This window comes from Pseudomonas sp. FW300-N2A2, from assembly GCF_017351735.1.
Taxonomy (GTDB): domain Bacteria; phylum Pseudomonadota; class Gammaproteobacteria; order Pseudomonadales; family Pseudomonadaceae; genus Aquipseudomonas; species Aquipseudomonas migulae.
In genome coordinates this window covers 44,757-66,956 of sequence record NZ_JACNDU010000027.1, presented here as the reverse complement: position 1 = coordinate 66,956, position 22,200 = coordinate 44,757, and the positions used below count along the sequence as shown (strand labels likewise).

20 protein-coding genes are annotated in these 22,200 nt (G+C 60.1%); 11 read left to right on the top strand and 9 right to left on the bottom strand.

From position 1 onward, the window contains the following. Both J4E42_RS24215 and J4E42_RS24210 read right to left on the bottom strand, forming a co-directional pair. Window positions 1-634 (bottom strand): YgcG family protein (locus J4E42_RS24215; protein ID WP_207286347.1); only part of this gene is annotated, 634 nt, incomplete at its 3' end. Window positions 635-668: 34 nt separating this feature from the next. Then, on the bottom strand, window positions 669-1,277 hold the full coding sequence (locus J4E42_RS24210) for a LemA family protein (RefSeq protein ID WP_008025694.1): 609 nt from the start codon (window positions 1,275-1,277) through the stop codon (window positions 669-671). 239 nt (window positions 1,278-1,516) lie between these two features. Between J4E42_RS24210 and bglX the strand changes: the two genes are divergently transcribed. After that, entirely contained in the window at window positions 1,517-3,808 is a 2,292-nt protein-coding gene (gene bglX, locus J4E42_RS24205) for a beta-glucosidase BglX (protein WP_207286346.1), read from the top strand. A 211-nt stretch (window positions 3,809-4,019) separates the two neighbouring features. On the opposite strand, the gene J4E42_RS24200 is transcribed toward bglX, so the two are convergent. The 5 genes from J4E42_RS24200 to J4E42_RS24180 form a co-directional block, all read right to left on the bottom strand. Continuing rightward, window positions 4,020-5,177: a phosphatidylserine/phosphatidylglycerophosphate/cardiolipin synthase family protein gene (locus J4E42_RS24200; RefSeq protein ID WP_207286345.1), complete on the bottom strand. Its 1,158-nt coding sequence runs from the start codon at window positions 5,175-5,177 to the stop codon at window positions 4,020-4,022. A gap of 1 nt (window position 5,178) precedes the next feature. Beyond that, the gene (locus J4E42_RS24195; protein ID WP_008039484.1) at window positions 5,179-5,769 is read right to left on the bottom strand and encodes a YceI family protein; all 591 of its coding nucleotides are present in this window, start codon (window positions 5,767-5,769) and stop codon (window positions 5,179-5,181) included. A 376-nt stretch (window positions 5,770-6,145) separates the two neighbouring features. After that, window positions 6,146-6,475, bottom strand: coding sequence for an amidase (locus J4E42_RS24190; RefSeq protein WP_207286344.1), 330 nt, complete (start codon window positions 6,473-6,475; stop codon window positions 6,146-6,148). Next, the gene (locus tag J4E42_RS24185) at window positions 6,472-7,566 is read right to left on the bottom strand and encodes a serine hydrolase (protein WP_207286343.1); all 1,095 of its coding nucleotides are present in this window, start codon (window positions 7,564-7,566) and stop codon (window positions 6,472-6,474) included. The genes J4E42_RS24190 and J4E42_RS24185 overlap by 4 nt, the downstream gene beginning before the upstream one ends. Window positions 7,567-7,722: 156 nt before the next feature. After that, window positions 7,723-8,601, bottom strand: a complete 879-nt coding sequence (locus tag J4E42_RS24180) for an acyl-CoA dehydrogenase (RefSeq protein WP_008039481.1) — start codon at window positions 8,599-8,601, stop codon at window positions 7,723-7,725. Window positions 8,602-8,755: 154 nt separating this feature from the next. On the opposite strand from J4E42_RS24180, the gene olsB reads away from it, so the two are divergent. Together olsB and J4E42_RS24170 are read left to right on the top strand one after the other, a co-directional pair. Next, a complete protein-coding gene (olsB, locus tag J4E42_RS24175) occupies window positions 8,756-9,511 on the top strand; it encodes an L-ornithine N(alpha)-acyltransferase (protein WP_008025682.1) in 756 nt (251 codons plus the stop codon). Next, window positions 9,511-10,305, top strand: a complete 795-nt coding sequence (locus J4E42_RS24170) for a 1-acyl-sn-glycerol-3-phosphate acyltransferase (protein ID WP_008039480.1) — start codon at window positions 9,511-9,513, stop codon at window positions 10,303-10,305. Before olsB ends, J4E42_RS24170 begins: the two co-directional genes overlap by 1 nt. A 110-nt stretch (window positions 10,306-10,415) precedes the next feature. On the opposite strand, the gene J4E42_RS24165 is transcribed toward J4E42_RS24170, so the two are convergent. Then, window positions 10,416-10,985 carry an ACP phosphodiesterase gene (locus J4E42_RS24165; protein ID WP_207286342.1) on the bottom strand — a complete coding sequence of 190 codons (570 nt, stop codon included), beginning with the start codon at window positions 10,983-10,985 and terminating at the stop codon, window positions 10,416-10,418. 156 nt (window positions 10,986-11,141) lie between these two features. On the opposite strand from J4E42_RS24165, the gene J4E42_RS24160 reads away from it, so the two are divergent. The 5 genes from J4E42_RS24160 to J4E42_RS24140 all read left to right on the top strand — a co-directional run bounded on the left by J4E42_RS24160 (window position 11,142) and on the right by J4E42_RS24140 (window position 15,010). Continuing rightward, window positions 11,142-11,444, top strand: coding sequence for a helix-turn-helix transcriptional regulator (locus tag J4E42_RS24160; protein WP_008025677.1), 303 nt, complete (start codon window positions 11,142-11,144; stop codon window positions 11,442-11,444). 25 nt (window positions 11,445-11,469) lie between these two features. Next, complete coding sequence (locus J4E42_RS24155; protein WP_008039463.1) at window positions 11,470-12,639, top strand: MFS transporter; 1,170 nt, start codon at window positions 11,470-11,472, stop codon at window positions 12,637-12,639. Between the two features lie 29 nt (window positions 12,640-12,668). Beyond that, a complete protein-coding gene (locus J4E42_RS24150) occupies window positions 12,669-13,718 on the top strand; it encodes an alkene reductase (RefSeq protein ID WP_008039461.1) in 1,050 nt (349 codons plus the stop codon). Between the two features lie 146 nt (window positions 13,719-13,864). Continuing rightward, a complete protein-coding gene (locus J4E42_RS24145) occupies window positions 13,865-14,311 on the top strand; it encodes a hypothetical protein (RefSeq protein WP_008039459.1) in 447 nt (148 codons plus the stop codon). Between the two features lie 51 nt (window positions 14,312-14,362). Continuing rightward, complete coding sequence (locus tag J4E42_RS24140) at window positions 14,363-15,010, top strand: hypothetical protein (RefSeq protein ID WP_207286341.1); 648 nt, start codon at window positions 14,363-14,365, stop codon at window positions 15,008-15,010. A 191-nt stretch (window positions 15,011-15,201) separates the two neighbouring features. On the opposite strand, the gene emhR is transcribed toward J4E42_RS24140, so the two are convergent. Next, complete coding sequence (emhR, locus tag J4E42_RS24135) at window positions 15,202-15,834, bottom strand: TetR family transcriptional regulator (RefSeq protein ID WP_207286340.1); 633 nt, start codon at window positions 15,832-15,834, stop codon at window positions 15,202-15,204. Between the two features lie 268 nt (window positions 15,835-16,102). Between emhR and emhA the strand changes: the two genes are divergently transcribed. Genes emhA through emhC form a run of 3 tightly spaced genes read left to right on the top strand, consistent with a single transcriptional unit; the run spans window position 16,103 to window position 21,885 of the window. Next, the gene (emhA, locus tag J4E42_RS24130; RefSeq protein WP_008025666.1) at window positions 16,103-17,260 is read left to right on the top strand and encodes an efflux RND transporter periplasmic adaptor subunit EmhA; all 1,158 of its coding nucleotides are present in this window, start codon (window positions 16,103-16,105) and stop codon (window positions 17,258-17,260) included. A gap of 3 nt (window positions 17,261-17,263) precedes the next feature. Continuing rightward, window positions 17,264-20,425, top strand: a complete 3,162-nt coding sequence (gene emhB, locus J4E42_RS24125; RefSeq protein WP_008039452.1) for an efflux RND transporter permease subunit EmhB — start codon at window positions 17,264-17,266, stop codon at window positions 20,423-20,425. Beyond that, window positions 20,425-21,885, top strand: coding sequence for an efflux RND transporter outer membrane subunit EmhC (emhC, locus tag J4E42_RS24120; protein ID WP_008039450.1), 1,461 nt, complete (start codon window positions 20,425-20,427; stop codon window positions 21,883-21,885). Before emhB ends, emhC begins: the two co-directional genes overlap by 1 nt. The last annotated feature ends 315 nt before the right edge of the window (window positions 21,886-22,200 follow it).

Here is a 22,200-nt window from a genome sequence, read left to right as displayed (position 1 = left end):
CTCGGCCCGCCGGCAGAACCCCGAACATCTGCAAGACGAATATCGTCAGGATGAACAGCACCACCAGAAACACGAAAATCCCCGGGTGTCGGGAAACAAAATCACCGTCCTGATCGCCGCCCGACTCATAAATAGTCGACGGTTCATCCAGCGGGCTGCCGCCCAACACCACCAGCATCGCCGCGACCCCGTCGCTGATGCCCTTGCTGAAGTTACCGGCCTTGAACGCCGGGGTGATCACCTGATGGATGATCACCGAACTCTGCGCATCGGTCAGGCGATCTTCCAGGCCATAACCGACTTCAATCCGCAGCTTGCGCTCATCACGGGCGACGATCAGCAGCGCGCCATTGTTCTTGTCCTTCTGGCCGATGCCCCAATGGCGCCCGAGTTGGAAACCGAAGTCGGCAATCTCGGCGCCCTGCAAGTCCGGCAACGTCACCACCACCAACTGCTCGCCGGTGGCCTTTTCATGGGCATTGAGCTGTTGCGTCAGCTGCTCGCGCACCGACGGCTCGATCATCCCGGCGTTGTCCACCACCCGCCCGGTCAGCTCCGGAAACTTCAGCTCGGCCTGGGCCGTGGCAGCAAACACCCAAAGCAACAGCGCCAGGCCCACATTCAACACGCGCATTGGCAACCTCATCCGTGGTAATGCTTCAAGCCGGTCAGAACTTCACTTCAGGTGCTTTCTCGGCACCGGGGGTGGTGGCTTCAAAGGTTTCGCGGATCGGCAAGTCGCTGTACATCACGGTGTGCCACAAGCGGCCCGGGAAAGTGCGGATTTCGGTGTTGTAGTTCTGCACCGCGAGAATGAAATCCCGACGCGCCACGGCGATGCGATTCTCGGTGCCTTCCAGTTGCGATTGCAACGCCAGGAAATTCTGGTTGGCCTTGAGGTCCGGATAACGCTCGGACACCACCATCAAACGGCTCAAGGCGCCGGTCAACTGATCCTGCGCCTGCTGGAACTGCTTGAGTTTCTCGGGGTTGTCGAGGGTGCTGGCATCCACCTGAATGGACGTCGCCTTGGCCCGGGCTTCGATCACCGCGGTCAGGGTTTCCTCCTCGTGTTTCGCATAGCCCTTGACGGTTTCCACCAGGTTGGGGATCAGGTCGGCGCGGCGCTGGTACTGGTTCTGCACCTGGCCCCAGGCGGCCTTGGCCTGTTCGTCGAGGGTCGGAATATTGTTGATGCCGCAACCGGCCAGCAACGTGGTCAGCAACATCAAGGCTGCGACCTGCAGGCTCGACCGAGTGTGATGTCGTACATTCATCTGGTTGACGCTCCCGTGCACATTCCGTTGAAAAAACAACCAGCAACCTCCTGACCGGACACTTCGGGCATAATCTGCCGCCGCTACTGGATTGCATCGAGCCAATGGGCTAAAAGATGCCCCTGCGCGAAAACACTGCGCAAGTGTGCCCGCATTTACTTGAACAACAATAGTCGCTCCCTAAATTTTGGCTGACCGGCGCGTATTCACTGCCGTTTGGGCTTTTGAGAAAACCATTCATGAAGAAGCTGTGTTTGCTGGGCCTGTTCGTCAGCCTGGCCAGTCATAACGTATTGGCCGCCACGACGCCCACACCTCTGGAAAACAAGGACGCTTTCATCAGCAACCTGATGAAGCAGATGACCCTCGATGAAAAAATCGGCCAGTTGCGCCTGATCAGCATCGGCCCGGAAATGCCTCGGGAGCTGATCCGCAAGGAAATTGCCGCCGGTAACATCGGCGGTACGTTCAACTCGATCACCCGCCCGGAAAACCGTCCGATGCAGGACGCGGCGATGCGCAGCCGGTTGAAGATCCCGATGTTCTTCGCCTACGACGTGATCCACGGCCACCGCACGATTTTCCCGATCCCTATCGCCTTGGCCTCGAGCTGGGACATGGACGCCATTGGCCTGTCCGGGCGCATCGCCGCCAAGGAAGCTTCGTCGGACGGCGTCGACCTCACTTTTGCGCCGATGGTCGACATCTCCCGCGACCCGCGCTGGGGCCGTACTTCCGAAGGTTTCGGTGAAGACACCTATCTGGTGTCGCGCATCGCCGGCGTGATGGTCAAGGCATTCCAGGGCGTTGGCGCGAACGCGGCCGACAGCATTATGGCCAGCGTCAAGCACTTCGCCTTGTATGGCGCGGTCGAGGGCGGTCGCGACTACAACGTCGTCGACATGAGCCCGGTCAAGATGTACCAGGATTACCTGCCACCGTACCGCGCCGCGATTGACGCCGGTGCCGGCGGGGTCATGGTCGCGTTGAACTCGATCAACGGCATACCGGCCACCGCCAACACCTGGCTGATGAACGACCTGTTGCGCAAGGAATGGGGCTTCAAAGGCCTGGCGGTCAGCGACCACGGGGCGATTTTCGAGCTGATCAAGCACGGCGTTGCCGCTGATGGCCGCGAAGCCGCGAAGCTGGCGATCAAGGCCGGCATTCATATGAGCATGAACGACACGCTCTACGGCAAGGAGTTGCCAGGGCTGCTCAAGGCCGGCGAGATCCAGCAGAGCGACATCGATAATGCCGTGCGCGCAGTGCTCGATGCCAAGTACGACATGGGCCTGTTCAAGGACCCGTACCTGCGCATCGGCAAGGCTGAAGATGATCCGGTCGACACTAACGCCGACAGCCGCCTGCACCGCGCCGAGGCCCGCGACGTTGCGCGCCGCAGCCTGGTGTTGCTGAAGAACCAGGGCGAAACCCTGCCGCTGAAGAAAACCGCGAAAATCATGCTGGTCGGTCCGTTGGCCAAGGCACCGATCGACATGATGGGCAGTTGGGCCGCCAACGGTCGCCCTGCGCAATCGGTGACACTGTTCGACGGTATGACCACCGCACTCGGTGCGCAGTCGACGCTGATCTACGCCCGTGGCGCCAACATCACCAGCGACAAGAAGGCGCTGGATTACCTGAACTTCCTCAACTTCGACGCACCGGAAGTGGTCGATGACCCGCGCTCGGCGCAAGTGCTGATCGACGAAGCGGTGAAAGCCGCCAAGGATGCCGATGTGGTGGTGGCAGCCGTGGGCGAATCCCGTGGCATGTCCCACGAGTCCTCCAGCCGTACCGACCTGAATATTCCGGAAAACCAGCGTGAACTGATTCGCGCCTTGAAGGCCACCGGAAAACCACTGGTGCTGGTGTTGATGAACGGACGTCCGCTGTCGATTCTCCAGGAGAAGGAACAGGCTGACGCGATTCTGGAAACCTGGTTCAGCGGCACCGAAGGCGGCAACGCCATCGCCGACGTGCTGTTCGGCGACTACAACCCGTCGGGCAAACTGCCGATCACCTTCCCGCGTTCGGTGGGCCAGATTCCGACCTACTACAACCACCTGAGCATTGGCCGGCCGTTCACGCCGGGCAAACCGGGCAACTACACCTCGCAGTATTTCGATGACACCACCGGCCCCCTGTTTCCGTTCGGCTTCGGTCTGAGCTACACCGATTTCAGCCTGACCGACATGGCCCTGTCATCGACCACGCTGAACAAGACCGGCAAGCTCGACGCCAGCGTCATGGTGAAAAACACCGGCAAGCGCGACGGCGAAACCGTGGTGCAGTTGTACATCCAGGACGTGACCGGCTCGATGATCCGGCCACTGAAGGAACTGAAGAACTTCCAGAAAATCACGCTCAAGGCCGGTGAACAGAAAGTCGTGCACTTCACCATCACCGAGGATGACCTGAAGTTCTTCAACGCTCAGTTGAAGTACGCAGCAGAGCCAGGCAAGTTCAACGTGCAGATCGGCCTGGATTCCCAGGACGTGACGCAGCAGAGCTTCGAACTCCTGTAACCCCCGATCTCCTGTAGGAGCCGGCTTGCTGGCTCCTACAAGGGATGGGTCGACAAAAAAATCACGATCCAACCTCTATTCCCTGTGGGAGCGAGACCGGCTTGCCGGCGATGGCGGCCTGACAGTCAACTGAGATGTTGAATGTTAGGGCCTCATCGCCGGCAAGCCGGTCTCGCTCCCACAGTGGTTTGTGGTGTTCAAAAAACCGGGATCAGCCTCTACGATCCAGCAGATTCACCACCAGCCGATCCACCCATCCCCAGATCCTCTGCTTCACCCGCCGCCACAGCGGCCGGCGTTGCCAGGCCTCCAGGCTGACTTCCTGGCTCAGCGCAAAGTCATTCTCGAAACTCGCCGCCACCGCACGTGTCAGCCCCAGGTCCAGCGCTTCAAGGTTGGCTTCCAGGTTGAATCGCAAATTCCAGTGATCGAAGTTGCACGAGCCAATGCTCACCCAATCATCGACCAGCACCATTTTCAGGTGCAGGAAACACGGCTGGTATTCGAAGATCTGCACCCCGGCCTTGAGCAATCGCGGGTAGTAACGATGCCCGGCATAACGCACCGACGGGTGATCGGTGCGCGGACCGGTCAACAACAGACGCACATCAACGCCTCGAGCTGCCGCCCGGCGCAACGAGCGGCGGACTTTCCAGGTCGGCAGGAAATACGGTGTGGCCAGCCAGATTCGCTTTTGCCCGCTGTTCAGCGCACGAACCAGCGATTGCAGGATGTCGCGGTGCTGGCGGGCGTCGGCATACGCGACCCGGCCCATGCCCTCGCCCATCGGCGGTACACGTGGCAATCGCGGCAAACCGAAATGCGAGGCAGGTTTCCAGGCGCGGCGATGGCGGTTGGCGATCCATTGGCGATCGAACAACAACTGCCAGTCGATGACCAGAGGACCGGTGATTTCCACCATCACTTCGTGCCATTCGCTGACGTCTTCGCCCGGCGTCCAGAACTCATCGGTGACACCGGTGCCGCCGACCACAGCCATGCTCTGATCGACCAGCAACAGCTTGCGATGATCGCGGTAGAAATTGCCGACCCAGCGCCGCCAGCTCAGGCGGTTGTAGAAGCGCAGCTCTACGCCGGCCGCCATCAGCCGCTGACGCAAGGTCAGGGTAAACGCGAGGCTACCGTAATCATCGAACAGGCAGCGCACCCGCACGCCGCGCTCGGCGGCCTGGACCAGTGCCTGAACCATGGCCTCGGCACACGCGCCCGCCTCCACCAGGTACAGCTCCAGTTCGACTTGTTCCTCGGCGCGCGCAATCGCGACCAACATCCGCGGAAAGAACTGCGGACCGTCGATCAGCAGTTCGAAGCTGTTGCCTTCACGCCAGGGAAAAATCGCGCCGGCCATGTCAGCGCGCCGTGAAAATCAGCACCGCACCCACCGGCACCGACAGACTGATGGCCGACAACCCGGCGACCTTGCGCAAGCTGTCCAGCCCCGGCGCCAGATCAAAATCCTCGGCGTTGATCACCAGCGGTTCGAGCGTCACCACCTGAAAGCGCCGGTCATCGAGGCGAGTCGCCAACAGCTCGGCGTTGTACTCACGGGTTTTGCCGTGGAGGTTGACGGTGACCGGCAAGCGCAGTTCGAGTTGCGCACCGGGGGCGAGGTCGTTGATCGGGCGCAAATCAATCTGCGCAGTGATCAACGCTTCGGGAAAGGTCTGGATCTCGAACAGCTCTTTGCGCATGCGTTCGTCGCGCAAGGGGATGCCGCTGTTCACCGAATCCAGCTCGACTTCCACCTCGGCCAGGCCCTTGGGACTGACCTTGCCGTGCAGCACCAGGAAGCGCTGCACTTCGGAAACATTGGCGTTTTTGGTGCTGACAAATGACAGCCGCGAGGATTCGCCGTCCAGGTACCAATTGGCCTGAGCCGACAAAGTAGCGCTGGCCAGCAGCACAAAGGCGAGGGTTTTGGTGAGGGACCGCTTGAACATAAAGACTCGTGGGGCAGATAAACCTGAACGAACCTTAACCGTCCGCGAGCGCATTGCAAACCGCGATGACCAAACACAGCACCTGTAGGAGCCCGGCTTGCCGGCGATGGCGCCCGAAAGATCGCCATCGCCAGCAAGCCGGCTCCTACAGGTTTGGCGTGAACCTTCAATTCTCGAGCACACCGCAAATCCGTAGGAGCCCGGCTTGCCGGCGATGGCGTTCCTGAGATCGCTATCGCCAGCAAGCCGGCTCCTACAGGTTTGGCGTGAACCTTCAATTCTTGAGCACACCGCAAATCCGTAGGAGCCGGCTTGCTGGCGATGGCGTCCCTGAGATCGCCATCGCCGGCAAGCCGGCTCCTACAAAAACGACCTGTCAGGGTTGCAGGCGGCAGCCTTGGTGTTCGCCGATCCATTGCGCGCTGTTGCTGCGCCCCATGCCGCTGACCGTCACGCGTTTGCCGGCGGCGTCATCGGTAAAACCGCTGAAGGGCAGCCATTGCTTCACATAGCCACGGCAATACTCGGCGTCGTTGTTCATCACGTATCGGCACGAGCAGTATTCCTTGGCGGTGTAGGCGCTGATGATGTCCGGGAAGGCCCATAGCGCCACACGCTCGTGCCAGATCCAGCCAAGCAAGGCGATCAGCAGGATCAGCAACACCGAGCTGAACGGTCGGCGGCGGACAAACGGGAGACGGCTCATGGCTGCACCTTCCCGGCGAATGCCTTGCGCGCAAGGTTGAGCAATGCGTTGTGGCTGTAGCTACCGTCGCGGTCATCGCCGTAGCGCACGATCACCAGTTTTTCGCTGGGGATCACGTACATCGCCTGACCCCAATGGCCAAGGGCGGCGAAGGTGTCGGGGGGTGCATCGGGCCAGGGTTGTGCGGCGCCATCCACGGCGCGGTTGAGCCACCACTGACCGCCTGGCACAGCATCGTCCTGATTCGCTTGATAGTGAGCGAAGGGCTCACGATTGAAGGTGACCCAGTCTTTGGGCAGCAATTGCCGGTCCCCCCAACGGCCGTCACGCGCCATCAACAGGCCGACTCGCGCCAGGTCACGGGCGGTGAGGTAGGCATAGGACGAGGCGACGAAAGTGCCCGTGCCGTCGGTTTCCCACACCGCGTGACGAATCCCCAGCGGCTCGAACAGCGCGGTCCATGGATAGTCGGGATAACGCGCCGGGCCGACGATGTTCTTCAGCGCCGCGGACAACAGATTGCTGTCGCCGCTGGAATAGCGAAAAGCCTGGCCGGGTTTGGCGTACTCGGCGTGATCGGTGGTGAAGGCGGCCATGTCGTGATGGCCGCGGGTGTAGAGCATCGCCACCACCGAGGACTTCAACGGTGCGTATTCATAGTCTTCCTGCCAGTCCAGGCCCGAGGCCCAGTGCAGCAGATCGGCCAGGGTGATCGCCGGGTGTTTTTCCAGCGGTGGATAGAACTTCAGCGCCGGGTCCTGCAATTTGAACAGGCCTTCGCCATAGGCGACGCCGAGCACCGTGGCCATGAGGCTCTTGCTGATCGACCAGGTCAGGTGCGGCGTGTCGGCGCTGGTCGGGCCGACGTAGCGTTCGTAGATCAACTGACCGTCGCGGATCACCAGCAAGGCGTCGGTGCGGATGCCCTTTCGGCTGATGTCATCACGGGATGGGAAGGCGTAGGTTTCCAGGGCTTGCAGCGCCGGGCCGCTCAGGGTCGGGCCGGTCGACCATTGCTCGGCGGGCCAGGTTTCGGCCTGGGTCGAGAGGCTGAGCAGCAGCATGAAAAACAGGGACAAGCCTTTGAACATGGCGGGGGCTCGGCGGATTTGATTGCTGAGCCTAGTTGAGGTTTATGACAGATCTAAAATTTGTGTCGTCAATGAAGACGCCTTCGCGGGCAAGCCTCGCTCCTACAGAGGTATGCGCTCTCCTGTAGGAGCGAGGCTTGCCCGCGAAGAGGCCCGTCAGATCGCCGCCAACGCCTTGGCCAACCGCTTGCCCCGCGCCCCCGCCGCCAAATCCATCACCGCCTGATCCCGCTGCCACATCGCCGCCCACTGCGGCGGGCCATCGGCCAATGCCTGGTTCACCTCAACCTTCAACCCGTCGAACTGCGCAAACAACCCGCCCAGCAACACATGCCCCGCCGGATTGTTCGGCGCCTGACGGCTCATTTCCGCACACCCGGCCAACAGCGCCAGCAAACGCAACTGCAAGGCCTGCGGCCAGTCGCTGTCCTGGCCGACGCCATACAACCACGCTGTCATCGCGCTCAACACATAGACGTCTTCCAGCGTTCTGAACGGTTTGACGTACGCATCCCAGCCATCCCCCGCCAGCAATTCACACAAGGCATGGTCGAGAAACAGCCGGCCATGACTGATGTCCGGCATCAGCGGGATCGGCGGGAGTTTTTCCAGGCGCACACCCGGCTCACCGGGATAAACCACCGCCAGGCTCAGGCGCGGCGACTCGCCAGGCGCTTCACTGCGCGCAGCGATCAGCAGCCAGTCGGCCGCATCGCCGGCGGTCACGAAATCCTTGCGTCCGCTCAGGCGCAGTTCGCTCAGGCGCGTCTGCATGTCCGCCACCCGCAGGCTGCGCTGTTCGGTCGCGCACAACGCGCCAAGACTCGGCGGCGCGCTCGGCCACAGCATGCGCAATGCCGCCTGATAGCCCACCAGAAACGCCAGCCCCGGCGTCGCCATCAGGCGTCCACCGCCCACCGCCAACTCAAACGGCGTGACCGTGCCCAACTGCTGCAACAAGGTCGCGAAGCCTTCACCGAGGTCCGGATTGGCGGGCAAGCGATCGCGGCGTTTCAACAGGGTTTGCCAGGGCATAAGAGGCTCCTTGTGGGCTGTCATATAAGCATCACCAAAGCTTCATGGCGATGACACCGGGGCTACATAGCCTGACTTTGCACAACACGGCCGCATAAAGAAAGTCGATCGGCTCTAACCCAAGACGGGTGACCAGCCCGCACGGAGAATCGCAATGACTCAGATCGCCCGCATCAGCGACACCGGCAATGAACGCCGCCTGCAAGCCGAACGCCTGGTGGGCGCCGAGGCCTTGCAGGAAGCCCAGGCTTTGCGCTTCAACGTGTTCAGCGGCGAGTTCAACGCCAAGCTCAAAGGCGCGGAACTGGGTCTGGACATGGATGACTATGATGTTCACTGCGCCCACATCGGCGTGCGTGACTTGAACACCGGGCGCCTGGTGGCGACCACCCGTTTGCTCGACCACACCGCCGCCAGCAGCCTGGGCAAATTTTACAGCGAAGAAGAATTCAGCCTGCACGGCCTGATCCAACTCAAAGGCCCGATCCTCGAAATCGGCCGTACCTGTGTCGACCCGGCCTACCGCAACGGCGGCACCATCGCCGTGCTCTGGGGTGAACTGGCCGAAGTCCTGAACCAGGGCGGCTACAGCTATCTGATGGGTTGCGCGAGCATCCCGATGCAAGACGGCGGCATCCAGGCTCACGCGATCATGCAGCGTCTGCGCGAACGTTACCTGTGCACCGAGAACCTGCGCGCCGAACCGAAAAAACCGTTGCCGGTTCTGGACATCCCCTCCAACGTCATCGCCGAAATGCCGCCGCTGCTCAAGGCCTACATGCGCCTCGGTGCGAAGATTTGCGGCGAGCCGTGCTGGGACGAAGACTTCCAGGTCGCCGACGTGTTCATCCTGCTCAAACGCGACGAACTCTGCCCGCGCTACGCCAAACACTTCAAGGCGGCTGTGTAATGAGCCGCTTGCGGGTGTACGCGCGAATTGCGCGAGTGTTGGTCGTGGTGGCATTGGGGTTGAGCATGGCCAGTGTCTTCGGCTTGTTCGAGCGCTTGGGCATCGCCCATTCGATGGTCCGCCGTCAGCGATGGTCGAGATTTTTCATGGCACGCCTGGCGAATGCCCTGCCCTTTCGCGTGACCGTGCACGGTGAATTGCCGAAGGAGCCGATGCTCTGGGTCAGCAACCATGTGTCCTGGACGGACATTCCGCTGCTGGGCATGCTCACGCCGATGTCATTCCTGTCCAAGGCCGAAGTGCGCACCTGGCCGGTAGCAGGTTGGTTGGCGGCCAAGGCCGGCAGCCTGTTTATCCGCCGTGGTTCGGGTGACAGTCAGTTGATCCGCAAACAGATGACGCGCCACCTGGAGCAAGCGCATCCGCTGCTGATGTTCCCGGAAGGCACCACCACCGATGGCCGTTCGTTGCGCACCTTCCATGGTCGCTTGCTGTCGGCGGCGATTGATTCGCAAGCGAAGCTGCAACCGTTGGCGATTCGTTACCTGCGCGAGGGTGAAGTCGATTCGCTGGCGCCGTTCATTGGCGATGATGACTTGCTCTCGCACCTGATGCGCTTGTTTGCCAATGACCGTGGCGATGTGGAGATTCATCTGCTCAAGCCGATTGCCTGCGAAGGCCGGGAACGCGCGGCGCTGGCGTTCGAAGCGCAGCAGGCGGTGCAGAAGGTGTTGTTTGGCGAAGTGGCGAAACCGGCAGAGCCACGGCGCCCCGGCGAACTCATCGCCGCGTAACACTGCCTTTCTGTAGGAGCGAGGCTTGCCCGCGAAGGGAACGCTGCGGTGTAACTGATATACCGCGTTATCGTTCTTCGCGGGCAAGCCTCGCTCCTACAGGTTTTGTGTCAGCGGTTCCGGGCGAAGTCCTGTAGCTGCGGGTAGAACAACCGAAAATCCTCGCTCAACGGCTCATACAACACCCGCAACTCCTGCATCGCCGCCGCCAGTTCCTCGGGCCTGGTCAGCCGCCGCGAAATCCCCCGCAGTACCTGCTCCAACACGTCGAATTCCCGGTAAGAACCCAACCAGTCATTCGCCACCATGTGCGGCGCAATCCTCGCCAGGCGTTCCGGTAATTGCGGCTCATTGGACAGCACCCGATACACGTCGCCGGTGAACAGCGCCAGCGGCCGGTCGGCATACAGCGTCCAGTCCCGCGCCAGGCAATGGTCAAAAAACACATCGAGCACGATCCCGGCATAACGCCGGCGGGTCAGGGAAAACCGCGACAACGCCACGTCCACCATCGAATGGCGGTCGGTAAACACGTCGATGCTGCGATGCAACTGGATAGCCGCCTCGATCTCCGGGTCGAACTGCCCTTGCAGCCGTCCTTTGACGAAATCGCCATACAGACTGCCGAGCAATTGACCGGGACGCTGGCCACCGAGGTGAAGATGTGCGAGATAGTTCATGCCGCCCAGCTTAACACTGCGGCATTCATATCGTTATAACCCGATATACCGATTTACGCGGTCATCAGATCAAAATCATATTGGTATATCGCGAAATACCGATTTAAAGTTCGCTTCATCGCGATATAACGTTTTACTCATCACGAGCCCCAAGCCATGAACCTCGACCTCGACGAAATAATAAAAGCCCTGGCACACCCAGTACGGCGAGAAATCCTGCACTGGCTCAAAGACCCGGACGTCGAATTTCCCGACCAGACCCACAGCAACGAGCACGGCGTCTGCGCCGGGCAGATCGATCAACGGTGCGGTTTGTCGCAGTCCACGGTGTCCGCACACCTGGCGACCCTGCAACGCGCCGGCCTGATCAGCAGCCGCAAAGTCGGCCAGTGGCACTTTTTCAAACGCAACGAGGAAACCATCCAGGAATTCCTCAAAACCTTCAGCAAAGAGCTCTGACCCTTAAGCTGACAAGGAATCAACAATGCCCCTCTCGCTCCTCATCCTGGCCTTGAGCGCCTTCGCCATCGGCACCACCGAGTTCGTCATCATGGGCCTGCTGCCCGATGTGGCGGCTGACCTCGGTGTGTCGATCCCCGGTGCCGGCTGGCTGGTGACCGGTTACGCCCTGGGCGTGGCCATCGGTGCGCCGTTCATGGCACTGGCCACCGCCAGGCTGCCGCGCAAGGCCGCACTGGTGGCGTTGATGGGGATATTCATCATCGGCAATCTGCTCTGCGCAGTGGCCAGTGACTACAACGTGCTGATGTTCGCCCGAGTGGTGACTGCCCTCTGCCACGGTGCGTTCTTCGGTATCGGTTCGGTCGTGGCGGCAGGCCTGGTGCCAGCCAACAAACGCGCTTCGGCCGTGGCCCTGATGTTCACCGGCCTGACCCTGGCCAACGTCCTCGGCGTGCCGCTGGGCACAGCGCTGGGTCAACAAGCCGGCTGGCGCTCGACGTTCTGGGCGGTGACCGTTATCGGCGTAATCGCCTTGATCGGCCTGATCCGTTTCCTGCCGGCCAAGCGCGATGAAGAGAAACTCGACATGCGCGCCGAACTGCGTGCCCTCAAAGGCGCCGGCATCTGGCTGTCGTTGAGCATGACCGCGCTGTTCGCCGCGTCGGTGTTCACCTTGTTCACCTACGTCGCCCCGCTGCTGGGCGAGGTGACCGGCGTCTCGCCACGCGGCGTGACCTGGACGCTGATGCTCATCGGCCTGGGCCTGACGGTCGGCAACATCATCGGCGGCAAACTGGCCGACAAAGGCCTGGCGGCGACGCTGATCGGCGTGTTCATCAGCATGGCCGTGGTGTCCACCGTACTGACCTGGACCAGCGTGGCGCTGATCCCGACCGAAATCACCCTGTTCCTCTGGGCCACCGCGTGCTTTGCCGCCGTGCCCGCCCTGCAAGTAAACGTGGTGACCTACGGCAAGGCTGCACCGAACCTGGTCTCAACCCTGAACATCGGCGCCTTCAACGTCGGCAACGCACTCGGTGCCTGGGTCGGCGGCAGCGTCATCGCCCACGGCTACGGCCTGACCAGCGTGCCACTGGCGGCCGCCGCACTGGCGGTACTCGCCCTGCTGGTGACCCTGATTACTTTCCGTCAGAGCGGTAATCCCGAACTGGCCCCTGCTACCAACAACTGACTCACTGATACCTCACGAGGGTGCATTTCATGACGACTATTTTCGATCCGATCAAACTGGGCGACCTCGAGTTGGCCAACCGCATCATCATGGCTCCGCTGACCCGCTGCCGCGCCGACGAAGGTCGTGTGCCGAACGCGCTGATGGCCGAGTACTACGTTCAACGCGCCTCGGCCGGCCTGATCCTCAGCGAAGCCACGTCGGTCACGCCGATGGGCGTTGGCTACCCGGACACCCCGGGCATCTGGTCCAACGATCAAGTGCGCGGCTGGACCAACGTCACCAAGGCGATCCACGGCGCAGGCGGCAAGATCTTCCTGCAACTGTGGCACGTCGGCCGGGTTTCCCACGAGTCGTACCTGAACGGCGAAAAACCGGTCGCACCGAGCGCCATCCAGCCCAAAGGCCATGTCAGCCTGGTTCGCCCACTGGCCGATTACCCGACGCCGCGCGCCCTGGAAACCGCTGAAATCGCCGACATCGTCGACGCCTACCGCATCGGTGCCGAAAACGCCAAGGCCGCCGGTTTTGACGGCGTGGAAATCCACGGCGCCAACGGTTACCTGCTCGACCAGTTCCTGCAAAGCAGCACCAACCAGCGCACCGACCAATACGGCGGCTCCGTGGAAAACCGTGCTCGCCTGCTGTTGGAAGTGACCGATGCCGCCATCGAAGTCTGGGGCGCCGGCCGCGTCGGTGTGCACCTGGCACCGCGTGCCGACTCCCATGACATGGGTGACGACAACCTCGCCGAAACCTTCACCTACGTCGCTCGCGAACTGGGCAAACGTGGCATCGCGTTCATCTGCTCCCGCGAAAAAGAAGGCACCGACAGCCTCGGCCCGCAAATCAAGGAAGCCTTCGGCGGTCCGTACATCGTCAACGAACGCTTCACCAAGGACAGCGCCAACGCCTGGCTGGCCAGCGGCAAGGCTGACGCGGTCGCCTTCGGCGTGCCGTTCATTGCCAACCCGGATTTGCCGGCACGCTTGAAAGCCGATGCGCCGCTGAACGAAGCGCGTCCGGAGCTGTTCTACGGCAAGGGCCCGGTCGGCTACATCGACTACCCGGTTATGTAAGCTCCGTTTAAATAAAAAGCCCCGGGTAGAAACACCCGGGGTTTTTTATTTGGAAAACACTAAACTAATGAAACAACATCTGTATTGCAACAGCACTTATAGCGGGGTTAATTTCAAACAACAACATAACCAACAAGTGATCTGAAATGGACAACTCCCCCGCAAACAAACTTACTTTTACATTAACCCTTAGCAACTTCACAGACTCGATATTATGGCGCAACGACGTCATGCTGGACGATACCCCGCCAGCCTTCCCCTCCAAAATCATGCCACTGAGCACTCAGTTAATCGTCTTGGAAGGCAACCCACAATTGCCGCAAAGCATTAATATCGAATACGGCATCAGAAAAACCGTTTTCAGTGCTCAGGCCATTTACACCAATTACCGTCAGACGGTGCATATCAAAACGGCTTTTCAATACACGCACCGTAAACGCCTGAATCATCGGCGGCCGGAAGTTGATTTCTTCTGGGAACACAACGCGTTGTCCATTGGGGAAGTCCCCATTTTCAGCCAGTCTTTTCTTGAAGACACGAGCGATAACTATCCCTACAACTACAACATGCTGGCCGTCATCATGGATCGCTGAGCCGCAATCCACCCAGACCGGGAACCACGTGTTTGATCGAAAGGAATCGACATGAACGACATCAAAGAAACCAGTAACAAGTACGAAGATTTACTATCGTTTTTCAATTACACTTCCATTGGCACACTTTACAACCTGACACCACTACTATTCAGCGAAGAGAATCAGCAAGCACTGGATGAGTTGATCGGGATCGCCCAAGTGGAATTAATCGGTTACCTCGAAAAGATTGAATCAGAACGCGAGTTGAATCAGAAAATAGAACAGTGGCGACATCAAGATGAAAGCTCGAAAAACACTCGTGTGATCGTCAAACTCATTAACAACACACCGCACACGTTTAAAATCGCACAAACCAGCCTGCCTTTACACCCATCAGAGCGTGAGTCATTCCTGCTCCGGGCTCACGCAAAGACAGCATTCAAATCCGATTTTGCCTATACGTACGCCGCGCCGTGGCCGAAGAACAAAATCATGTTCAATCAATTCGTGGATTTTATCGATCAGAACGTCGGGGTACGTTTTGACCTCGGCATGATCATGAACAAATCCTTCGGCGTTATTTCGCCAATACACAGGGCAACGGTAAAAAACACCGTCACCTCCATTGGCTCATCCAAAATCAATTGTTCCACCAAAATCACCCGCATGGCAGAGGATCAGCCTTTCAACTTCGAGGTGGAAATCACACTGGGCTGAAGCAGCGACCACTGGGGATCGCTCTTGGCTTTTCACATCTGCGACACAAATTTCCTACAAAATACGTAGCTCGCTACCTGTCATCCCGGAGCGCGTCCCTATATAAAAGCACCCCAGTACGTCAAAGCGGGCGAAGAGTTGATCTTCGCCCGCGTCTATTGACATAAACGGATCCAATTACGCATGTTGCTTCACTTTCGCAGGCTGGGACTGAAACGCAGCATGTCCAGCCCGATATCGACCCAACGCTCGGCCTCGGTGTGCAGTTCAAAGCTGTCCGGCGCGAGCAACCATTGGTACAACAGGCCATCTATATAGGCATGAATGCTGATGGCCGCACGGGCGGTGTCGAGGTTTTCCGGCAACTGCCCGCGATTCACGGCATTACGCAAGGTCAGGCCAATGCGCGTGTTGCATTCGAGGCTGGCCGTTCGGCGCTGCTGGCGCAGATCGCACATTTCATCGGTGAATTCGCACTTATGAAACAGAATCTCGTTGATGCGCCGGGTCTTGGGGTCCAGCGCAACTTCATGAAACAAATGAATCAGCAACCGACGCATGCAGCCCAGCGGATCGAGCTCGTCTTCGCTCTCCGCGGCTTTGGCCAGCTCATCAAGGGGCTCATGCAAGCTGTCGAGCATGGCCTGCACCAGATCGGCCTTGTTGCTGAAATGCCAGTAGATGGCGCCACGGGTGACGCCGGCCAGGGTTGCGATGTCCGCCAGCGTCGTGCGGGCCACGCCCCGCTCGAAAAAGGCTTTTTCGGCCGCCTCGAGTATCTGGCTGCGGGTTTCTTGAGCTTCCTCTTTGGTGCGACGGACCATGGCAGTACAACCTCAATCAGGATGCTTCAGCGATGTCTGAATATCAGCTGAATAAAAGTGGGGCGAGCGCTCTTGGGACTCGTCCCCGGGCCTACAATTCCAACCTTGCGACGGCCTCTGTAACAGCGAGGGTACACAGCCAAGGTATTTACAAACAACCGTGAATGTAAGTATATTCCTTAGCAAGCTACTTATCCACCCGGTACCCAATTTTTAACCTTCCATCTTTTCTTGTGCGTTTTTTTGCGCGCCTGACCCGAGGATTTTCATGCAATTCAAGCCAGCTGTTACCGCTCTGGTCACTGCCGTCGCCTTGGCATCGCTGCTCAGCGGATGCAAAAAGGAAGAAGCGGCACCGGCCGCTCCACCGCCTCAGGTCGGCGTCGTCACCCTGCAACCTCAAGCCTTCACCCTGACGTCCGAGCTGCCGGGCCGCACCAGCGCCTACCGCATCGCGGAAGTTCGCCCGCAGGTCAACGGCATCATTCTCAAACGTCTGTTCAAGGAAGGCGGCGACGTCAAGGCCGGCCAACAGCTGTATCAGATCGATCCAGCCGTCTATGAAGCCACGCTGAAAAGCGCCGAAGCCAACCTGCAACAGACCAAGTCGATCTCCGATCGCTACAAGCAACTGGTCAACGAACAGGCTGTGAGCCGTCAGGAATACGACACCGCACAGGCCAACCGCCTGCAATCGGAAGCCGCCCTGCAAAGCGCCCAGATCAATGTGCGCTACACCAAGGTCTATGCGCCACTGTCCGGTCGCATCGGTCGTTCCAGCGTGACCGAAGGCGCACTGGTCACCAGTGGCCAGGCGGACGCCATGGCGGTGATCCAGCAACTCGACCCGATCTACGTCGATGTCACCCAGTCCTCGGTAGAGCTGCTTGAACTGCGCCGCGAACTGGAAAGCGGTCGTCTGCAAAAGGCCGGCGACAACTCGGCGGCGGTCAAGCTGACCCTCGAAGACGGCAGCCAGTACAAGCTCGACGGCAAGCTCGAATTCTCCGAAGTCTCGGTTGACCAGACCACCGGTTCCGTCACCCTGCGTGCGGTGTTCCCGAACCCTGATCACACCCTGTTGCCCGGCATGTTCGTTCACGCCCAGCTTCAGGCCGGCGTGAATGCAGCCGCCATCCTGGCGCCGCAACAAGGCGTGACCCGCGACCTCAAAGGCTCCCCGACCGCGCTGGTCGTCGGTGCGGACAACAAGGTCGAACTGCGTCAGCTCAAGGCCAGCCGCACTGTCGGCAGCCAGTGGCTGATCGAGGACGGCCTGAAAGCCGGCGATCGCCTGATCACCGAAGGGCTGCAATTCGTCAAACCTGGCATTGAAGTCAAGGCCACTGAGGCGACTAACGTTGGCGCAAAGAACCCGGCCCCCGCACAGGCAGCTAACAAGGCTTCCAGCGGCAAAGGGGAGTAAACCATGTCGAAATTTTTTATCGACCGTCCGATTTTCGCCTGGGTAATTGCCCTGGTGATCATGCTGGTCGGGGCTCTATCGATCCTCAAGTTGCCGATCAACCAGTACCCGAGCATTGCGCCTCCGGCGATCGCCATCTCCGTGGCCTACCCGGGCGCTTCCGCGCAAACCGTGCAAGACACCGTGGTTCAGGTGATCGAGCAGCAGCTCAACGGTATCGACAACCTGCGTTATGTGTCCTCGGAAAGTAACTCCGACGGCACCATGACGATCACCGCGACCTTCGAGCAAGGCACCAACTCCGATACCGCGCAGGTTCAGGTCCAGAACAAACTGAACCTGGCCACCCCGCTGCTGCCGCAAGAAGTACAGCAGCAAGGTATCCGTGTGACCAAGGCAGTGAAAAACTTCCTGCTGGTGATCGGCGTGGTCTCGCGTGACGGCAGCATGACCAAGGACGACCTGTCCAACTACATCGTGTCCAACATGCAGGATCCGATCTCGCGGACAGCCGGCGTGGGCGACTTCCAGGTGTTCGGTTCCCAGTACGCCATGCGTATCTGGCTCGACCCGGCCAAGTTGAACAACTTCAACCTGACCCCGATCGACGTCAAAACCGCCATCGCCGCGCAAAACGTCCAGGTATCGTCCGGCCAGCTCGGCGGCCTGCCTGCCCTGCCCGGCACTCAGTTGAACGCGACGATCATCGGCAAGACCCGCCTGCAGACCGCTGAGCAATTCAACAGAATCCTGCTCAAGGTCAACAAGGACGGCTCCCAGGTTCGCTTGAAAGATGTCGCCGACGTCGGTCTGGGTGGCGAGAACTACAGCATCAACGCCCAGTTCAACGGCGCCCCGGCTTCCGGCCTGGCGGTGAAACTGGCCAACGGTGCCAACGCCCTCGACACCGCGAAAGCGCTGCGCAAGACCATCGACAGCCTCAAGCCGTTCTTCCCGCAAGGGATGGAAGTGGTGTTCCCGTACGACACCACGCCAGTGGTGACCGAGTCGATCAAGGGTGTGGTTGAAACCCTGGTCGAAGCAATCGTGCTGGTGTTCCTGGTGATGTTCCTGTTCCTGCAGAACTTCCGCGCCACCGTCATCACCACGATGACCGTGCCGGTGGTATTGCTGGGTACGTTCGGCATCCTCGCGGCGTTCGGTTTCAGCATCAACACCCTGACCATGTTCGGTATGGTGTTGGCCATCGGCTTGCTGGTGGACGATGCCATCGTCGTGGTGGAAAACGTCGAACGGGTCATGAGCGAAGAAGGCCTGTCACCCAAGGAAGCCACCAAGAAATCCATGGGGCAGATCCAGGGTGCACTGGTCGGTATTGCCCTGGTGCTCTCGGCGGTACTGTTGCCGATGGCGTTCTTCGGCGGTTCCACGGGTGTGATCTACAAGCAGTTCTCGATCACCATCGTCTCGGCCATGGCCCTGTCGGTACTGGTCGCGCTGATCTTCACCCCGGCGCTCTGCGCCACCATGCTCAAAGCCATTCCCAAGGGCGAGCATGGCGTGCCGAAACGCGGCTTCTTCGGCTGGTTCAACCGCAACTTCGACCGTAGCGTGAAAAGCTACGAGCGTGGCGTCGGCAACATTCTGCGCAACAAGGCGCCGTACCTGCTGGCCTACGTGATCATCGTCATCGGCATGATCTGGTTGTTCATGCGTATTCCTTCCTCGTTCCTCCCGGAGGAAGACCAGGGCGTACTGTTTGCTCAAGTGCAGACCCCGGCCGGCTCGACTGCCCAGCGCACTCAGGTCGTCGTGGACGAGATGCGTGAATTCCTGCTGCGTCCAAGCAAGGATGGCGGTGAAGGCGATGCGGTGAACTCGGTGTTTACCGTGACCGGCTTCAACTTCGCCGGCCGTGGCCAGAGTTCGGGTATGGCGTTCATCATGATGAGGCCGTGGCACGAACGTAACGCCGACAACAACGTGTTCAAGGTCGCGGCCCGTGCCCAACAGCACTTCTTCACCTTCCGTGACGCCATGGTGTTCGCTTTCGCACCGCCAGCGGTACTGGAGCTGGGTAACGCCACCGGTTTCGACGTGTTCCTGCAAGACCGCGCCGGTATCGGTCACGAAAAGCTGATGGCTGCCCGTAACCAGTTCCTCGGCATGGCGGCGCAGAGCAAAGTGCTGGCGCAAGTGCGCCCGAACGGTCTGAACGACGAGCCGCAATTCCAGTTGGAAATCGACGACGAGAAGGCCAGTGCGCTGGGCGTTACCATCGCCGACATCAACAACACCTTGTCGATTGCCTTGGGCAGTAGCTATGTGAACGACTTCATCGACCGTGGTCGTGTGAAGAAGGTTTACGTGCAAGGCCAGCCCGGCGCGCGCATGAGCCCTGAAGACCTGAAGAAGTGGTACGTGCGCAACAGCACCGGAACCATGGTTCCCTTCACCGCGTTTGCCAAGGGTGAGTGGATTTACGGTTCGCCAAAACTGGCCCGTTACAACGGCGTAGAAGCGATGGAAATCCTCGGTTCCCCTGCCCCGGGTTATTCCACCGGTGAAGCCATGGCCGAAGTCGAGGCGCTTGCCCTGAAACTGCCGGCCGGTGTCGGTATTTCCTGGACCGGTCTGTCGTATGAAGAACGACTGGCGGGCTCCCAGGCGCCTGCGCTGTTCGCGCTGTCGATTCTGATGGTGTTCCTGTGCCTGGCGGCGTTGTATGAAAGCTGGTCGATTCCGATTGCCGTCGTGCTCGTGGTGCCACTGGGGATTATCGGTGCGTTGATGGCCACCAGCTTGCGGGGTCTGTCCAACGACGTGTACTTCCTCGTGGGTCTGTTGACCACCATCGGTCTGGCGGCGAAAAACGCCATTCTGATCGTCGAGTTCGCCAAGGATCTGCATGAACAGGGCAAGAGCTTGCAGGAGGCTGCCATCGAGGCTTGCCGCATGCGTTTGCGCCCGATCATCATGACCTCCCTGGCGTTCATTCTCGGCGTAGTGCCGCTGGCCATTTCCAGCGGCGCCGGCTCGGGCAGCCAACACGCCATCGGTACCGTGGTAATTGGCGGTATGATCACCGCCACCGTATTGGCGATCTTCTGGGTCCCGTTGTTCTTCGTCACCGTGTCGGCCATGGGTCAGCGAAAAATCGCCGATCAGGACGACGCTATTGAACCTTCTAAAGAGGCTGGCTAATGAGCAAGTCGCTACTCTCCATCGCAGTCGCGGCCTTCGTGCTGAGCGGCTGCTCGCTGATACCCGATTATCAGCAGCCTGAAGCACCGGTGGCCGCCCAGTACCCGCAAGGCCCGGCGTATTCGCCGGCCCAGGCGCCGAGCCAGGCCGCCGCCGAACAAGGCTGGAAGCAGTTTTTCCATGACCCTGCGCTGCAGCAGCTGATCCAGCTTTCCCTGGAAAACAACCGTGACCTGCGTGTCGCGGCGCTGAACATCGACGCGTTCGCTGCGCAATACCGCATCTCGCGCGCCGACCTGTTCCCGGCGGTTTCGGCCAACGGTACCGGCAGCCGTCAGCGGGTTCCGGCTGACGCTTCACAGAGCGGTCAGGCAGGCATCACCAGTTCCTACTCGGCCACCGTCGGCATCAGCGCCTATGAACTCGACCTGTTTGGTCGGGTTCGCAGCCTGAACGAAGAAGCCCTGCAAAAATACTTCGCCACCGAAGAAGGCCGTCGCAGCACGCAAATCAGCCTGGTGGCCAGCGTGGCGAATGCCTACCTGACCTGGCAGGCCGACAAAGAGCTGCGCAAGCTGACTCAGGACACCCTCGCTGCGTTCGAGGAGAGCTACAAGCTCACCGCGCGCAGCAACGAAGTAGGCGTCGCCTCGGCGCTGGACCTGGCGCAGTCGCGCACCTCGGTGGAAAACGCCCGTGCGCAACTGGCCCGTTACACACGCCAGGTCGCCCAGGATGAAAACAGCCTGGTGCTGCTGCTCGGCACCGGTATCCCGGCCAATCTGCGGGAAGCCAGGCCGCTGTCTGACGACCTGCTGAGCGACGTACCGCCCGGCCTGCCGTCGGACCTGCTGCAACGTCGTCCGGACATTCTGCAAGCCGAATACAACCTGAAAGCGGCCAACGCCAACATCGGCGCGGCGCGTGCAGCGTTCTTCCCGAGCATCAGCCTCACCGCCAATGCCGGTACGTTGAGCCCGGACCTGTCCGGCCTGTTCAAGGGTGGTTCGGGCACGTGGTTGTTCCAGCCGCAAATCAACCTGCCGATCTTCAACGCCGGCAGCCTGCGCGCCAGCCTGGATTACTCGAAAATCCAGAAGGACATCGGCGTGGCGAACTACGAGAAGTCCATTCAAACGGCCTTCCAGGAAGTCGCCGACGGCCTGGCCGCCCGCCAGACCTACACCGAGCAGTTGCAGGCCCAGCGTGATTTCGTCACCGCCAACCAGGACTACTACCGTCTGGCCGAGCGTCGTTATCGCATTGGCGTCGACAGCAACCTGACCTTCCTCGATGCCCAGCGTCAGCTGTTCAGTGCGCAACAGGCGCTGATCACCGACCGCCTGGCGCAACTGACCAGCGCCGTGAATCTGTACAAGGCACTGGGCGGTGGCTGGAACGAGCAGACTGCGAAAGTCGAGCCGCTGAAAGAAGAAGCGCCGAAGCTGAAGTTGTTCTGATCGAGTTGCTGTAAACACGAAGCCCACCGTTTGGTGGGCTTTTTGTTGTCTGCTGGAAAGTTGTGGTGTCTGTTATGGCCCCTTCGCGGGCAAGCCTCGCTCCTACAGGTTGCGTGTCGATCACAAAATGTGTGAACCACGCTAACCCGTAGGAGCGGGCTTGGTCTGGGCGGCATTCCGACGAAGGGGCCAATATTAACAACACAAAAACCCAGCAAATGTTGCGTTCGATAATCGCCCAAAACCCGCTTTTACCAATTGAACCATCCAGTTCATTCCCCGCACCATTCGCCACACAAAACCAATAACAACAGG

Bases quoted from the DNA above. Each gene is read 5' to 3' on its own strand.
- J4E42_RS24200 (WP_207286345.1), bottom strand. From the start codon at position 5,177: ATGGCCGGCGCGATTTTTCCCTGGCGTGAAGGCAACAGCTTCGAACTG.
- J4E42_RS24180 (WP_008039481.1), bottom strand. From the start codon at position 8,601: ATGCCCTGGCAAACCCTGTTGAAACGCCGCGATCGCTTGCCCGCCAAT.
- J4E42_RS24210 (WP_008025694.1), bottom strand. From the start codon at position 1,277: ATGAATGTACGACATCACACTCGGTCGAGCCTGCAGGTCGCAGCCTTG.
- bglX (WP_207286346.1), top strand. From the start codon at position 1,517: ATGAAGAAGCTGTGTTTGCTGGGCCTGTTCGTCAGCCTGGCCAGTCAT.
- emhR (WP_207286340.1), bottom strand. From the start codon at position 15,834: ATGGTCCGTCGCACCAAAGAGGAAGCTCAAGAAACCCGCAGCCAGATA.
- J4E42_RS24150 (WP_008039461.1), top strand. From the start codon at position 12,669: ATGACGACTATTTTCGATCCGATCAAACTGGGCGACCTCGAGTTGGCC.
- J4E42_RS24185 (WP_207286343.1), bottom strand. From the start codon at position 7,566: ATGTTCAAAGGCTTGTCCCTGTTTTTCATGCTGCTGCTCAGCCTCTCG.
- olsB (WP_008025682.1), top strand. From the start codon at position 8,756: ATGACTCAGATCGCCCGCATCAGCGACACCGGCAATGAACGCCGCCTG.
- emhB (WP_008039452.1), top strand. From the start codon at position 17,264: ATGTCGAAATTTTTTATCGACCGTCCGATTTTCGCCTGGGTAATTGCC.
- J4E42_RS24160 (WP_008025677.1), top strand. From the start codon at position 11,142: ATGAACCTCGACCTCGACGAAATAATAAAAGCCCTGGCACACCCAGTA.
- J4E42_RS24195 (WP_008039484.1), bottom strand. From the start codon at position 5,769: ATGTTCAAGCGGTCCCTCACCAAAACCCTCGCCTTTGTGCTGCTGGCC.
- J4E42_RS24165 (WP_207286342.1), bottom strand. From the start codon at position 10,985: ATGAACTATCTCGCACATCTTCACCTCGGTGGCCAGCGTCCCGGTCAA.
- J4E42_RS24145 (WP_008039459.1), top strand. From the start codon at position 13,865: ATGGACAACTCCCCCGCAAACAAACTTACTTTTACATTAACCCTTAGC.
- J4E42_RS24190 (WP_207286344.1), bottom strand. From the start codon at position 6,475: ATGAGCCGTCTCCCGTTTGTCCGCCGCCGACCGTTCAGCTCGGTGTTG.
- J4E42_RS24155 (WP_008039463.1), top strand. From the start codon at position 11,470: ATGCCCCTCTCGCTCCTCATCCTGGCCTTGAGCGCCTTCGCCATCGGC.
- emhC (WP_008039450.1), top strand. From the start codon at position 20,425: ATGAGCAAGTCGCTACTCTCCATCGCAGTCGCGGCCTTCGTGCTGAGC.
- emhA (WP_008025666.1), top strand. From the start codon at position 16,103: ATGCAATTCAAGCCAGCTGTTACCGCTCTGGTCACTGCCGTCGCCTTG.
- J4E42_RS24140 (WP_207286341.1), top strand. From the start codon at position 14,363: ATGAACGACATCAAAGAAACCAGTAACAAGTACGAAGATTTACTATCG.
- J4E42_RS24170 (WP_008039480.1), top strand. From the start codon at position 9,511: ATGAGCCGCTTGCGGGTGTACGCGCGAATTGCGCGAGTGTTGGTCGTG.